Source organism: uncultured Roseobacter sp., from assembly GCF_947501835.1.
Lineage (GTDB): Bacteria > Pseudomonadota > Alphaproteobacteria > Rhodobacterales > Rhodobacteraceae > Roseobacter.
Map to the genome: position 1 here is coordinate 324,823 of NZ_CANMXR010000005.1, position 12,901 is coordinate 337,723.

15 protein-coding genes are annotated in these 12,901 nt (G+C 57.5%); 7 read left to right on the forward strand and 8 right to left on the reverse strand.

Features of this window, described 5'->3' with window-relative positions; genetic code table 11:
* Positions 1 to 55 precede the first annotated feature (55 nt).
* Entirely contained in the window at positions 56 to 544 is a 489-nt protein-coding gene (smpB, locus tag Q1A20_RS13045; RefSeq protein WP_299408371.1) for an SsrA-binding protein SmpB, read from the reverse strand.
* A 162-nt stretch (positions 545 to 706) separates the two neighbouring features.
* Between smpB and Q1A20_RS13050 the strand changes: the two genes are divergently transcribed.
* Complete coding sequence (locus Q1A20_RS13050) at positions 707 to 1,558, forward strand: hypothetical protein (protein WP_298974451.1); 852 nt, start codon at positions 707 to 709, stop codon at positions 1,556 to 1,558.
* Positions 1,559 to 1,566: 8 nt separating this feature from the next.
* Here Q1A20_RS13050 and Q1A20_RS13055 read toward each other — a convergent pair whose 3' ends face one another.
* Positions 1,567 to 2,385: a sulfotransferase family protein gene (locus Q1A20_RS13055; RefSeq protein WP_299408376.1), complete on the reverse strand. Its 819-nt coding sequence runs from the start codon at positions 2,383 to 2,385 to the stop codon at positions 1,567 to 1,569.
* Between the two features lie 143 nt (positions 2,386 to 2,528).
* Here Q1A20_RS13055 and Q1A20_RS13060 point away from each other — a divergent pair, with 143 nt between their 5' ends.
* Positions 2,529 to 4,106, forward strand: a complete 1,578-nt coding sequence (locus Q1A20_RS13060) for a DUF5928 domain-containing protein (protein ID WP_299408485.1) — start codon at positions 2,529 to 2,531, stop codon at positions 4,104 to 4,106.
* 9 nt (positions 4,107 to 4,115) lie between these two features.
* Positions 4,116 to 4,493, forward strand: a complete 378-nt coding sequence (locus tag Q1A20_RS13065) for a histidine triad nucleotide-binding protein (protein WP_299408378.1) — start codon at positions 4,116 to 4,118, stop codon at positions 4,491 to 4,493.
* Here Q1A20_RS13065 and Q1A20_RS13070 read toward each other — a convergent pair.
* The 4 genes from Q1A20_RS13070 to Q1A20_RS13085 form a co-directional block, all read right to left on the reverse strand.
* On the reverse strand, positions 4,490 to 5,140 hold the full coding sequence (locus tag Q1A20_RS13070; RefSeq protein ID WP_299408380.1) for a DUF1523 family protein: 651 nt from the start codon (positions 5,138 to 5,140) through the stop codon (positions 4,490 to 4,492). The two genes, Q1A20_RS13065 and Q1A20_RS13070, sit on opposite strands and share 4 nt — an antisense overlap.
* A 13-nt stretch (positions 5,141 to 5,153) precedes the next feature.
* Positions 5,154 to 5,420 carry a hypothetical protein gene (locus Q1A20_RS13075; RefSeq protein WP_298974447.1) on the reverse strand — a complete coding sequence of 89 codons (267 nt, stop codon included), beginning with the start codon at positions 5,418 to 5,420 and terminating at the stop codon, positions 5,154 to 5,156.
* Between the two features lie 198 nt (positions 5,421 to 5,618).
* On the reverse strand, positions 5,619 to 6,842 hold the full coding sequence (locus Q1A20_RS13080) for an aminopeptidase P family protein (protein WP_299408382.1): 1,224 nt from the start codon (positions 6,840 to 6,842) through the stop codon (positions 5,619 to 5,621).
* A 121-nt stretch (positions 6,843 to 6,963) separates the two neighbouring features.
* Entirely contained in the window at positions 6,964 to 7,752 is a 789-nt protein-coding gene (locus Q1A20_RS13085; protein WP_299408487.1) for an alpha/beta hydrolase, read from the reverse strand.
* 86 nt (positions 7,753 to 7,838) lie between these two features.
* Here Q1A20_RS13085 and Q1A20_RS13090 point away from each other — a divergent pair, with 86 nt between their 5' ends.
* From Q1A20_RS13090 to Q1A20_RS13105, 4 genes are all read left to right on the forward strand, one after another.
* Positions 7,839 to 9,317, forward strand: a complete 1,479-nt coding sequence (locus Q1A20_RS13090) for an NAD-dependent succinate-semialdehyde dehydrogenase (protein WP_299408385.1) — start codon at positions 7,839 to 7,841, stop codon at positions 9,315 to 9,317.
* A gap of 193 nt (positions 9,318 to 9,510) precedes the next feature.
* Positions 9,511 to 9,840: a hypothetical protein gene (locus Q1A20_RS13095; RefSeq protein WP_299408386.1), complete on the forward strand. Its 330-nt coding sequence runs from the start codon at positions 9,511 to 9,513 to the stop codon at positions 9,838 to 9,840.
* Between the two features lie 25 nt (positions 9,841 to 9,865).
* Positions 9,866 to 10,666: a DUF2145 domain-containing protein gene (locus tag Q1A20_RS13100; RefSeq protein ID WP_299408389.1), complete on the forward strand. Its 801-nt coding sequence runs from the start codon at positions 9,866 to 9,868 to the stop codon at positions 10,664 to 10,666.
* A 39-nt stretch (positions 10,667 to 10,705) separates the two neighbouring features.
* Entirely contained in the window at positions 10,706 to 11,311 is a 606-nt protein-coding gene (locus tag Q1A20_RS13105; protein WP_298974442.1) for a TetR/AcrR family transcriptional regulator, read from the forward strand.
* 158 nt (positions 11,312 to 11,469) lie between these two features.
* Here the strand turns inward: Q1A20_RS13105 and Q1A20_RS13110 are convergent, their stop codons facing one another.
* Both Q1A20_RS13110 and Q1A20_RS13115 read right to left on the reverse strand, forming a co-directional pair.
* Entirely contained in the window at positions 11,470 to 11,937 is a 468-nt protein-coding gene (locus Q1A20_RS13110; protein WP_299408392.1) for an Hsp20 family protein, read from the reverse strand.
* A 126-nt stretch (positions 11,938 to 12,063) separates the two neighbouring features.
* Complete coding sequence (locus Q1A20_RS13115; protein ID WP_299408394.1) at positions 12,064 to 12,897, reverse strand: trypsin-like serine protease; 834 nt, start codon at positions 12,895 to 12,897, stop codon at positions 12,064 to 12,066.
* Between the last annotated feature and the right edge of the window lie 4 nt (positions 12,898 to 12,901).

Consider the following 12,901-nt stretch of genomic DNA (forward strand, 5'->3'; position numbering starts at 1 on the left):
ACATGACAAGACGCCCATTTCCAGCGGATCTGAACAGCGCCAGAGCGGGTTTTTCCTAGCCGTGATCCTTCATCAGCCGCGACTTCTGACGCGACCAGTCGCGCTTGGCCGCCGTCTCCCGTTTGTCGTGCAGCTTCTTGCCCTTAGCGACACCAATCTTGATCTTCGCCATACCGCGATGATTGAAGTACAACACCAGCGGCACCAAGGTCATGCCTTTGCGTTGCGTCGCATTCCAGAAATCCGACAGCTGCTTGCGCGAGACCAGCAATTTGCGGCGGCGCCGTTCATCGTGTTGGAAGGTTTTCGCCTGCTTGTAGGGGGCGATGTAGCTGTTGACCAACCACAGTTCTCCCTCCTCGACCGCAGCATAGCTCTCCGCGATATTCGCCCCGTCCATCCGCAGCGATTTCACTTCTGATCCTTCCAGAATGATCCCGCATTCGATGTCTTCCTCGATCGCATAGTCAAAGCGCGCGCGCCGGTTTTCGGCCACGACTTTGTAGTTGGGATCGGACTTTGATGCAGATTTTACCTGGGCCATACTCGGTGATGTAATCCCAGACGCGTGAAGGCGCAAGTTGGCCCGGTCTCAACAGCAAAGGACAGCACCCAAAACGTGTTTTCTGATCGTGACACTCTCCCATTAGGCGTTCACAATAAAATGTTGTATGACGATCTAACGACAATTGACCGGGAGCTCCCGATGTTTAATCCGACGGCAACGCTGGCGTCTTCTTTTGGCGAACATCTGTCGGAGACGTTTCTCCAGTATTTCTCGGGTCGCGACCCTGAATATGCCGCCTACATCAATGGTTGCGCCAAGATGGTCCTCGAACGTCTCGCAAATTCTGACGCGCTCTATCACAACGCGGAACACACCATTATGGTCACGCTGGTCGGCCAACAGATCATGCGCGGCAGACTGGTGACGGAGGCCATCCAACCGCGTGACTGGCTGCACTATATCATCTCTCTGCTGGTCCACGACATCGGGTACCTGCGCGACATTTGCGAAGGTGATAAAGGATCAACGGTTGTGATCGACGCTGAAGGAAATACGATCACACCGCCGCGCGGTGGCTCGGATGCCTTCCTCGCCCCCTACCATGTCGACCGGGGTATGATGTATGCGCGCAAGCGGTTTTCAGAATCGGTTCTGATCGACGAAGAACGAATCGCAACAGCCGTGGATTACACGCGATTTCCGGTCCCCGATGACCCCTATTATCACTCCACCTCAAGCGAACCTGCGCTGGTGCGTGCCGCCGATCTGATTGGCCAGATGGCCGATCCGTTTTATCACCGCAAGATCGGCGCGCTGTTCCTGGAATTTCAGGAAACCGGCATGGCCGAGCAGTTGGGCTATGAAAGCGCAGTGGACCTGATGGAGAAATTCCCCGATTTTTTCTGGTCACAGGTGCAGCCGCTCATCGGGCCGGCACTGGGGCACCTGGAACAGACGATGGAGGGTAAGCAATGGGTGGCACAGCTCTACAATCACATCTTCCAGGTCGATCACCGCACCAGCGTGTTGGGGCCGTTCAGCGGTTCCTGAGGTTGTGATCAGTCGCCCAGCTTGGCGTGCACTTCGTCGAGATCGATCTCGCTGAGGGGCAGTTTGTTGCCCGGATTTTCAAAGTCATATTTGAATAATTCAAAATCGCGTTTGTAAATCTCATAGACCAGATGCATCGACAGGTCGTCGAAATAATCCTCGACCGCATGGATACGTTTGGGGCCGTGCCCTTCGCTCTCATTGAACCTCGGCACCTTGTCCAGCTTGATCGGGAAAGGCGTCTCAATCGCTTTCAGAACATCCTGCATCCCGTCATTGAACTGCTCCGTCCAGACGATTTTGTCATAGGTCCCGCCATTCACGATAAAGGTGCTGACATGACCGGACATGGCGGACCAGTGGATATCCGGGTCCATGGGTTTGCGGAACTTTATGGTGTCCCGCGCGAACAGCAAAAACCGCCTGAACGACGCGATCTGATCAAACGCGCCCTCCCCATCGTCGCCCCCCACGTCGATCCCGTATTTTTGTGCCAGCTGGGGCACCAGATTGCCGCGATACCGCTTGCCGTTGCGTTGAATCCCGCAAATCTTGTCAAAGAAGGAGCTTAGAATCCGCGTGTAAGGATTGCGCACGCAGGTGAAAGCATAGGATTTGTGCTGTTGCACATTGTCGGTGATCGGTGCCTGGCTGTCCTCCAGCGCCCATTTGTGCAGCCCCTCTTTTGCATCGTGAATGTCGCCCTCAAAGAACTCTCCGTGGTCGGAATAATACATGATCTGACCAATGGTGGAGCAGGCACATTTGGGCACCACACGGTACACCATGCTTTGACTTGTGGTCATCCAGGTTCCGGGGAAACCCATCTGTCGTACTCCTGCTCGACCGGCGCGTTTGGGAACGCAGCACGTGTTGGTTGCGAAAAAAGCAAAAAAATACAGTTTATTCAATGCGCCTTCATGCTTATCAAAGTATAGAGTGGCAGAAAAAAGAGCAGACCAGTTTCACCGTGGCAAAGATCGCCTTTATCCTTTTGTGCCATAAAGATCCCGATGCCATCATCCGGCAGGCGGAGCGGTTGACCGCGGCAGGCGACTACATGGCGATCCATTTTGATGCGCGCGCCAACCCCAATCACTACGACAAAATCCGCAAGGCCTTGAATGGGAACGCAAATGTAACATTCGTCAAACGCCGCGTGAAATGCGGCTGGGGCGAGTGGTCCCTGGTTCAGGCCACCCTGAACGCGGTGCAGGCGGCGGTCGAGGCCTATCCGCGTGCGACGCATTTCTACATGCTGTCGGGCGATTGCATGGCCATCAAGACCGCAGAATATACGCATCAGTTTCTTGGTGAAAACGATGCGGATTTCATTGAAAACTTCGATTATTTCGAAAGTGACTGGATCAAGACCGGTATGAAGGAAGAGCGGTTGATCTACCGCCACTTCTTTAACGAGCGCAAAAACAAGCCGCTTTTCTACGCCTCTATGGAGCTGCAACGCCGGTTGAAACTACAACGCACCCTGCCCGACGACATCCAGATCAGGATCGGCAGCCAATGGTGGTGCCTGCGCCGGGAGACCGTGGAAAAGGTGCTGGCTTTCATCAAAGAACGCCGCGACGTGATGCGCTTTTTTTCGACCACCTGGATCCCGGACGAGACCTTCTTTCAGACCATCGTGCCCCATCTTGTGCCTGAACCGGAAATCCGCAGCCGCACCCTGACCTTCCTGATGTTCACGGATTATGGGATGCCAGTGACGTTCTATAACGATCACTACGACATGCTGATCAGCCAGGATTACCTTTTTGCTCGCAAGATCAGCCCGGAGGCGCGGGATCTCAAACGTCGCCTTGGACTGCTCTATGCGGCGTCGGGCGTGCATTTCCAGATTTCGGGAGAAGGTCCCAGTCTTTTCAAGTTCCTGACGGGTCGGGGCCGGATCGGTCGCCGCTTTGCTTCGCGGTTCTGGGAAACGGAATCGACCCTTGGCCGCGAACGCGAATTACTGGTTGTGGTCTGCAAGAAATGGCACGTGGCCAAACGCGTGTTGGAGCGGATCAGACAGACAACAAATGTGCCTGCGGTTGAATATCTCTTTAACGAAGAAGATACGCCGCTGCCCGATCTTGGCGGGATCCAGACCTCACTGGAAAAACGCACACGCCACCGGCGCGCCCTGATGCGGATGCTGTTTGATTTCTACGAGACGGACCGCATGATCGTCTGCATGGATCCTGGCAACATCGAGTTGCTGCAGGATTTCGCCGCCGACAGATCCGTGACCCGCCTGCTTGAGATCGAGTGTAGTTTCACCGATGATTATCTGATCGGGCACGCCATGCGTGTGGGGCTGGCAGGCGAGCAGACCTCCTCCGAGACACTCGAACGCTTGCTGCCAACCATTCGCAACGACATGATCTTCGAAAGCGACCGCATTCGCGATGCGGATTTCAAAAACTACAGCCGCATTCGTGAATCCGATGACATGGATGACAATGCGCAGGCGCTGGCCGAATTCCTGTCAATCTCGCCCGATGCCGCGCGCGAGATTGCGGGCAACCCGCATCTGTTTGCCGATTGAGGAGCCTATATGAGCTACGCCTACGACGACCAGAACATCTTCGCCAAGATCCTGCGCGGCGAAATTCCGAATACAACTGTGCTGGAAACGGACCACAGCCTTGCCTTCCGCGATCTTTATCCACAGGCGCCCACACATGTGCTGGTGATCCCCAAGGGGCCCTATATCAGTTACGACCACTTTGCCGCTGAGGCATCGGAGGCGGAGATTGTCGATTACACCCGCGCCATCGGCGAGGTGTGCCGCATGGAGGGCGTCACCCTCACCGCCGGCGATGGGTTTCGCATGATCTCAAATGCCGGGGCGGACGGCGTGCAGGAAGTGCCGCATCTGCACGTGCACATTCTGGGCGGGCGTGCGTTGGGGCGGATGCTGGCAAAAGCCTAGTACCCGCGGCGCTTGGCGGCCCACCACCGGCGGAACCGGCTGCGTTTTTCGGCCATGTTGTCCTCGGCGGCTTCCCAGCTGTCCTGGATTTCTTCCAGTTTCGGGTCGATCCGCGCCTCGCGGAAACGCCGCCAGCGTACCCGGACACCATAGAAAATTGCGCCGAAAAACAACAGGATCAGCGTGTTCAGCCAGGGCAAAGGCTTGCTGGCCTCCGGCCCCTCCACCGGCCAGACCGAAATGGCATTGGGGAAAATCGAGAAAAATTCCACCCGCCACCCATAGTGACGAATGGCGTTGTACTGCGGGTCGGCAGCTGTCGATTTCGCATCTGCCGCCTCGGCCTGCAGGTTGGAAGTGTCGAACTTGAAATAGGGTGGCCAGCCCCAGCCCGTGTCTTCGTTGCGGTAGACCATCACCCGATTGTCGGCCCGGCGGGTCTGGATAAAGAACACATCACGGCTTGTCGCATTTGGATTTGACCCTGCATCAGCCTGCGCCCAGAACAGGCGGTTTTCACCGGGATCAATCCGTTTTTCATAGGTGTCTGTCACACGTACAATATCGACCTGAGGCAGCGTGTAATGGAACACCGCCACGATCAGCGACCAGATGATCGCGATGAAACCCCATTTGACGTAAAACATGACAGGCCCTTTCTCAGGCGAAATTCGTAAAATAGATCAGCAGGCCAACCGCAATGGTCGGAATGACGTAGACCCCGAGGATCAGCTTGCGCCGCAGCGAGCTGTCATAGTCCTGCAAACCGGCGCGTACAAAGCTTTCGCGGTTGCCCGGCCCCCGCGCCGCGTCCCACTCTGCTTCGAGTTTACCGCGTCTGACCGCGCGTGAATAGAAGGAGAGACAGACATAGATGATCGTCAAAACGACGAAGCCAATGACCAGCAATCGTGCCAGTGCGAACATGCCCATCTCCCGGTTTATGCGCCTGTGCTATTAGATAGGGCATGTGAACGCAATTTACATGCCCCGCCTGCGCAAGTTTCTCATGGTCTTTCGCAAATGTAGCAGCTGTTGGAAAGGTCCAATCAGGCCTGTGGTCGGCCGTGCCCCGCACGAAACTAATTCAATTGACCGGGCCGCCACAAACTGTGCCGCTGACCGTCAGCCCACGACGTTAAACTCAGGCCCATAGGGGTAGCCAGTGATGTTCTCGTGACCCTCTTCGGTGATCACCAGAATATCATGCTCCCGGTAGCCACCCGCGCCCGGTTGATCCGCCGCAATTGTCAGCATCGGTTCCATTGAGATCACCATACCCGGCTCCAGAACCGTGTCGATGTCCTCTCGCAATTCCAACCCGGCCTCACGCCCGTAGTAGTGGCTCAGCACGCCAAAGGAATGCCCATAGCCAAAGGTGCGATAGCGCAGCAGGTCGCGTTCGGCGAAGAAATCATTGATCTTATGGGTGACATCGGCACAGGACACACCCGGTTTCAGCAGGCTCATGCCGTATTCATGCGCTGCGACATTCGCTGCCCAGATCTTCAGGCTCGCCGCATCCACCTCCTCGACAAACAGCGTGCGTTCCAGCGCCGTGTAATATCCGAAAATCATCGGAAAGGTGTTCAGAGACAGAATATCGCCCCGTTCCAGCACCCGCCCCGTGACCGGGTTGTGCGCGCCATCGGTGTTCAGGCCCGACTGGAACCAGACCCAGGTATCGCGGTACTCTGCATCCGGAAACCGCTTGGCAATCTCCAGTTCCATCGCGTCGCGTCCGGCCATGGCCACGTCAATCTCCCGCACGCCCGGTTTGATCGCCTCCCGGATCGCATAGCCGCCAACATCCGCAACCTGCGCACCATGGCGGATCAGCGCGATCTCGGCGTCGGATTTATGCATCCGCTGGCGCATCGTGGTCTCATAGAGGTCCACCATCGTGAGCGGGTTCAGGAAATCCTCCAGCTTGTCGCGCTGCATCAGCGTCAGGTGGTCGCCCTCATAGCCGATGATCTTATTCTTGCCGGTCACCGAGGCCACGGCGCGCCAGAAATTGTCGCGCTGCCAGTCGGTATAGGTGATGTTATCGGCAAAGCTGCGCCGCCACGGCTGGCCTGCGTCGATGCCCGCGCTGATGGTGACAGCATCCCTATCCGTCACGACCAAGCCGTAGGGCCGCCCAAAGGCGCAGTAGAGGAAGCCGGAGTAATAGGCGATATTATGCATCGACGTGAAGACAGCCGCAGAGACACCGGCAGCTTCCATCCGTTCCCGCAGCTCGGTCAAGCGCGCCTCATATTCAGCCGCAGCAAACGGCAAAGGCGATTTTTCACCGTTGTGATAGCGGTAAATTTCCGGGCGATCAGAGTGTTTCTGGGTGGTCATGTCAGACCCTCCTTATGCAGAAAGGTCCCGGCGTTCAGGACAAATCATGGCCATCCACCGGACGACGCCATCGCCCGCAGCCAGGTGAATGCTTGGATGATTCCATGCCCGCGATCAAGGCCTATTGCCCGGTCAGAAACTGCACCAGATCGCTGTCAGGTTCTTCCAGCGCCTCAATCACATCGAAATGGTGCTTTCCCGGCATAATCACCTGCCCCACGCCCCAAGCCTTGGCCTGTGCGTCGGCCTGCTCCAGAAACACAGGGCGTTCATCCGCGCCAACCCAAATCTTCACCGATGCCTCTTGCGGTGGGGCCATGTTGATCACGCTTTCGGCCATGACCTCATCCGCATCCAGTCGCAGTATCTCATTCATCGAGGTTTCAAGCAGCGGGGCCAGGTTAGCAACGGGCGAAATCGGCGCAACCCGTTCGATCCGGCGACGCACAGGCTCCGGCAATACCAGCGGATCCATCATCCGGGAGACCAGATGCCCCCCTGCCGAATGACCCGCGAGCACGATAGGGTCAACGCTGCGGTCCGCGATTTTCGTGACCGTCATCGCAATCTGACGCGTGATCTCCGAGATGCGCACCCGCGGGCACAGATCGTAACCTGGCAGGGCCACGGACCAGCCCGATGCCATCGCACCCGCTGCCAGATGAGACCAAGAGCTGTGGTCGAAAGCCTTCCAATACCCGCCGTGCACAAAGATCAGCGTCCCGCGCGACACCCCTTCGACGTTAAAGAAATCAAACACCTGACGGTCGCTCGGACCGTAAGACAGGCCGAGTTCGGCACGCGGACCCAAGCCTTCGCGAAACGCCGATGCCGCCGCCGCCCATTTGGGGGGATATGTTTCTGCCCCTTCTATGTAGGCGGCATTCGCATAGGCATCGTCCAACGGCATCATTTGTTTCACCCTCTTGATCGGAACTGGACAATCATACTCAGAGTTGATTTGAGAACCACAGCCATTTTCGTGGAGGACCCGAAATGAAAGATATTCTAAACACCGATCTCAAATCCCTGCTCAAAGACCCCACCCTGTTGGAAACCCGCGCCTACATCGGCGGACAATGGGTCGATGGGGAGGACGGCACCTTTGATGTGACCAACCCCGCCCGGGGCGATGTGATTGCCAAGGTCGCTGATCTGAGCCGTGCCCAGGTGGCCGGCGCGATTGCCCAAGCCGAAGAGGCGCAGAAAGACTGGGCCGCCTGGACGGGCAAGGAACGCGCGGCGGTGATGCGCAAATGGTTCGACCTGATGATGGAAAATGCCGACGATCTGGGCACGATCCTGACCGCCGAACAGGGCAAACCGCATGCGGAGGCCAAAGGTGAGATCGCCTATGGCGCCAGCTTCATCGAATTCATGGGCGAGCAAGCCAAGCGCGTCTATGGCGAGACCATCCCCGGACATCAGCGCGACAAGCGCATCACTGTGCTGAAACAGCCCATTGGGGTGGCCGCGTCGATCACGCCGTGGAATTTCCCCAATGCGATGATCACACGCAAGGCCGCCCCTGCGCTCGCGGTTGGCTGCTCCTTCGTGGCGCGCCCCGCCGCCGAAACGCCGCTCTCTGCTATCGTCATGGGCGTGTTGGCGGAACGCGCTGGCATTCCGGCGGGCGTTTTCAACGTGGTGCCCTCCTCTTCATCTTCTGCGGTGGGCAAGGAGTTCTGTGAGAACCCCGCCGTGCGCAAACTGACCTTCACCGGCTCCACCGAAGTCGGGCGCATCCTGATGAAGCAGGCCGCTGATCAGGTCATGAAATGTTCCATGGAGCTCGGTGGCAATGCGCCCTTCATTGTCTTTGATGATGCCGATCTGGATGCCGCCGTCGAAGGCGCGATGCTTTGCAAATTCCGCAACAACGGTCAGACCTGCGTTTGCGCCAACCGCATCTACGTGCAGACCGGGGTCTATGATGCCTTTGCCGCCAAGCTGAAGGTCGCCGTCGAGAACCTGAAAGTCGGCGACGGTCTCGAAGAGGGTGTGACCACCGGTCCCCTGATCAACCAGGACGCGGTCGAGAAGGTGAAAGAGCATATGGACGACGTCGTGAACAACGGCGGCGCGATCCTGACCGGTGGCAAAGCCCATGAAATGGGGGGCACGTTCTTTGAGCCCACAGTGGTCACAGGGGTCACGCAGGACATGAAGGTTGCCACCGAAGAAACCTTCGGCCCGCTCGCTCCGCTTTTCAAATTCGAGGATGAAGATGAAGTCATCGCCATGGCCAACGACACGATCTTTGGTCTGGCCTCGTATTTCTACGCCAAGGATCTCAGCCGCGTGTACAAAGTCGCCGAGGCGCTGGAATACGGGATTGTCGGCGTGAACACCGGCATCATCTCAACCGAGCTCGGCCCCTTCGGCGGGGTGAAGCAATCCGGGCTCGGGCGCGAAGGATCCCACCACGGCATCGAAGACTATCTGGAGATGAAATACATCTGCATGTCAGTCTGAAAACACCGACATCGACCAAAGGAGCCGCATTTTTGCGGCTCTTTTTTTGTGTGCGATCCCCTTTTTTCATGAACATTTCACATCGCACCGCAAGAAATTTCCGATTTTTGTGAACATTGTTCAAAAAATGTGTTGACGGAATCACCGCGCCTTCCTATTTGTTATGAACATTGTTCACAAAAGGAGATCAACAATGCTTATTCGCTCTGCTCTCATCGGTCTGACCATGGCCGTTTCCGCAACCGCCGCCTTTGCAGGCCCCAGTGGTCAGCACTCCGCTGAGGCCGCCTATCACAGTGGTGAAGCCGCCAGCCACGGGGGCGCTGCCGTCTCTTCGGGCGCGGCGACCGTTGCTTCGGTACCGATTGTTGCCGTGGGATCCGCCATCGCCCTGACAGGGTCTGCCCTGGAAGAGATTGGCACCAGCGCCATCGACCTGGGCGCTGACATCGGTCACGCAAGCCGCCCGCAACAGACCATCAACATCACCGTGATGCCCAACGCGGCGCCCACATTGGACTAACGACAAATTTCCGGGAGACCTCGATATGAAACGTTTTCTGACCCTCTTTGCCATCGCGCTGACATTGCTGCTGCCGTCCCTTTCCTGGGCCGGCAGCGCCGAAGACACACAACCCGTCCTGCCCCGCGCCGAAGTTCTGGTCTTCGCCACCGCGCTGCAACAGGACCTCGCCGCCCGGGGGGCCCATGTGGCCATCGTCGGGCGCGTTGGGCGGGACCCCGAAACCCTGCCCGGCGGGATCGACTACACCCACGTCGCCTATTGGGTCTACTCGACCATCCAGCGTGCAGATGGCACAACCGACAAGGGCTACCGGGTCTATAACCTTTACCAGCTCGCAGATGACGATTCCCAAAGCCGATTGGTGCAGGACAGCCCCGCGGACTTCTTCGCCGGTGTCTTTGAACTGGACGCGGGTGTCATCATCCCCGACCCGAGACTGCAAAAGAAACTGCTGCAGGTGATCGCTAGCCCGACCTATGCCGCGCTGCACAACGCCAGCTACTCGGTGCTCGCCAATCCAATGACACCGCAGTTTCAGAACTGCACAGAACACACGCTCGATGTGCTGATGGCGAGCCTCTACGGCACCACGAATCAGGCGCAGATCAAGGCCAATATCGCGGCACATTTTGACCCGCAACCAGTGAAAATCGGCGGCCTCAAGCGTCTCTTTGCGCCGGCGGCATCTGCGGCGCTGACCACCGCCGATCATGGTGCGCAAATCGGCACCGCAACATTCGGCTCAATCGCGCGGTTCATGGCGGAAAATGACCTGTCGGATCAGATCTACCGCTACACGCCGCATCAGGCGGAGCCGTTCTGAAATTGACAACCGCAGCCTGATACCACAAGAAATCGGGTCATGAACACGGAACAAAAACTGTCCAGACGCGACCGCAACCTTGCTGAAATCCGCGAAAAGGCCACGGAACTGGCGGAGCGCATCGTCCTTGAAAAAGGGGGCGATGCGCTTCACGCACGTGGCCTTGCACAAGAGCTGAAGATCTCTGTCGGATCGCTCTACAACGCTTTTGGGGACCTCAACGGGGTGGTCCGCGCGGTCAACACGCGATGTGCAGAACGGCTCTCGGAAAACCTGCGTGCCGCGGTGGCCGCCGCCCCCGATGACAACCGCGCCCGGGTCATTGCCATCGGCGAGGCTTATTTCGATTTTGCCATAGCTGAGCCGCGGCGGTGGTGGATGCTCTTTGAACGCGATTCCGATCTGCAGCTCGATCTCAAAACACAAAACCTGCAGGAGGGTTTGCTGGAAATGCTGGTGACCGCTGGCGGTGGCGATCCTGAGAACACCCGCCACAGGCAGTTCTTCCTGCTACTTTGGGCCTCGGTGCACGGTCTGGTCTCGCTAGCCTGCCGACCCAACATCGCCATGATCGGACCCGACGTTGCGCGACCCTATATTCACGATCTGGTAGACGCCGGATTTAGAAATTTCCCGAAAGACTGACGCAAAAAGGCCCGAGCGATGCCCGGGCCTTCCATTCAGCAAGGTAGTGAGGGGTCTTGGCGTTTCGAGAAATACATGGATCACTTGTTCACTGCCTTTCGCCTTCGGCTCAAATGCGAAAAGTGATATTCGGTATTTCAGGTTTTCCCCGAAACACTTTAGTTGACGGATTTCGCGTCAACCACGTCTTTTTCGATCCGTTTGGCCGATGAAATCGCAATTTGGCGTGGTTTCAGCGCTTCGGGCACTTCCCGTACCAGATCGATGTTCAGCATGCCGTCGACATGGGCCGCGCCGGTAACCTGCACGTGATCGGCCAGATGGAACCGGCGTTCAAACGCACGGGTCGCAATGCCACGGTGCAGATAGCTGCGTGTCGCGTCCTCATCCGCTTTCTTTGCCGAGACGATCAAGGCGTTTTCACGCACCTCAACCGACAGATCAGCATCGGAGAAACCGGCAACAGCGATCGAAATACGATAGGAATCGTCGTCCAGTTTTTCGATGTTATAGGGCGGATAGGAAGGCTGCGTGCCTTCGGTGGTCAGCACTCTGTCCATCAGGTCGGCGATCTGATCAAAACCGACGGTGGCGCGGTAAAGTGGTGCAAAATCATAAGTACGCATAGTGTTATCCTCTATTTGAGCGATTACGCGTCAGCTGCTCCTCTTGGACGCAACCGACAATGGTTTATGCCGGGGCCCTCATCAGGCACCCCGAACAGCTCTAATGTGGGGATGGATTTGGGGCTTTCAAGACCCTCCGGGACGGACGAATTTGGCGCCGCCCGAGTTCACCCGATTGCTTTGGCCATTGCCGATTCTGATCCTGCGCGCTGTGGCCACCGGTTGCGTTGCATTGGCGCGCATCTGGCGTTTGAGATCCGCGACCAGTGGTGGCAAAACCATGCCATAAGTCACGCGTTTGCCCTGGCTAACGCCGATACTGGAAATGACCGAAACGATCTGTCCCCGACCGTTTTTGTGGCTGAAAACCGGCGCGCCCGAGGAGCCAAATGTCACGTCGCAATCCATGAAGATCACGCCGCGATATTCCTGATACATGCGACAAACGCTCTGGCGCGACGGTAGCTCTGCGCGGCCACGGCCATAAGATACGACGCTGACCGGGCCTTTGGACAGTTCCGCGTTGTGCACGATGAAGGGGTCCAGCACATGTGTGGGGATCGGTTCGGCAAGGCGCAGCAACGCAACATCGTATCGCACGTTCTTGGCTGTAACGCCCTGCTTGGGATCGTATCCGGGATGCGCCTCGATCTGTGCCACTTTGCGTTCAGCCACGGATTTGCCCTTGCGCAATCCTGCCCGAAACGTGAGGTCCTCTGCTTTCAGCAATTGGTTGGTTTTGGACGAATAAACACAATGCGCCGCGGTCAACACCAGTTCCGGCGCGATCAGGGTCGCCGTGCAAAAGCCGGTTTGATCCGCGTCCAGCCGCCCGACCGCCTGCCAGGCCAATGCTTCGTTCGCCCCGCCCAATCCGGTGAGAGACGTGCGCGCTTGCGCTGCGACGCTGCTCGGCGCGGCCAGAAAAAGGGCGGTGATCAGGGAAAACAGGATACGCATATCA

Excerpts from the sequence above, each read along its gene's own strand:
- Q1A20_RS13115 (WP_299408394.1), bottom strand. The coding sequence starts at position 12,897 with ATGCGTATCCTGTTTTCCCTGATCACCGCCCTTTTTCTGGCCGCGCCG.
- Q1A20_RS13050 (WP_298974451.1), top strand. The coding sequence starts at position 707 with ATGTTTAATCCGACGGCAACGCTGGCGTCTTCTTTTGGCGAACATCTG.
- Q1A20_RS13110 (WP_299408392.1), bottom strand. The coding sequence starts at position 11,937 with ATGCGTACTTATGATTTTGCACCACTTTACCGCGCCACCGTCGGTTTT.
- Q1A20_RS13055 (WP_299408376.1), bottom strand. The coding sequence starts at position 2,385 with ATGGGTTTCCCCGGAACCTGGATGACCACAAGTCAAAGCATGGTGTAC.
- Q1A20_RS13095 (WP_299408386.1), top strand. The coding sequence starts at position 9,511 with ATGCTTATTCGCTCTGCTCTCATCGGTCTGACCATGGCCGTTTCCGCA.
- Q1A20_RS13080 (WP_299408382.1), bottom strand. The coding sequence starts at position 6,842 with ATGACCACCCAGAAACACTCTGATCGCCCGGAAATTTACCGCTATCAC.
- Q1A20_RS13105 (WP_298974442.1), top strand. The coding sequence starts at position 10,706 with ATGAACACGGAACAAAAACTGTCCAGACGCGACCGCAACCTTGCTGAA.
- Q1A20_RS13070 (WP_299408380.1), bottom strand. The coding sequence starts at position 5,140 with ATGTTTTACGTCAAATGGGGTTTCATCGCGATCATCTGGTCGCTGATC.
- Q1A20_RS13100 (WP_299408389.1), top strand. The coding sequence starts at position 9,866 with ATGAAACGTTTTCTGACCCTCTTTGCCATCGCGCTGACATTGCTGCTG.
- smpB (WP_299408371.1), bottom strand. The coding sequence starts at position 544 with ATGGCCCAGGTAAAATCTGCATCAAAGTCCGATCCCAACTACAAAGTC.
- Q1A20_RS13075 (WP_298974447.1), bottom strand. The coding sequence starts at position 5,420 with ATGTTCGCACTGGCACGATTGCTGGTCATTGGCTTCGTCGTTTTGACG.
- Q1A20_RS13065 (WP_299408378.1), top strand. The coding sequence starts at position 4,116 with ATGAGCTACGCCTACGACGACCAGAACATCTTCGCCAAGATCCTGCGC.
- Q1A20_RS13085 (WP_299408487.1), bottom strand. The coding sequence starts at position 7,752 with ATGCCGTTGGACGATGCCTATGCGAATGCCGCCTACATAGAAGGGGCA.
- Q1A20_RS13090 (WP_299408385.1), top strand. The coding sequence starts at position 7,839 with ATGAAAGATATTCTAAACACCGATCTCAAATCCCTGCTCAAAGACCCC.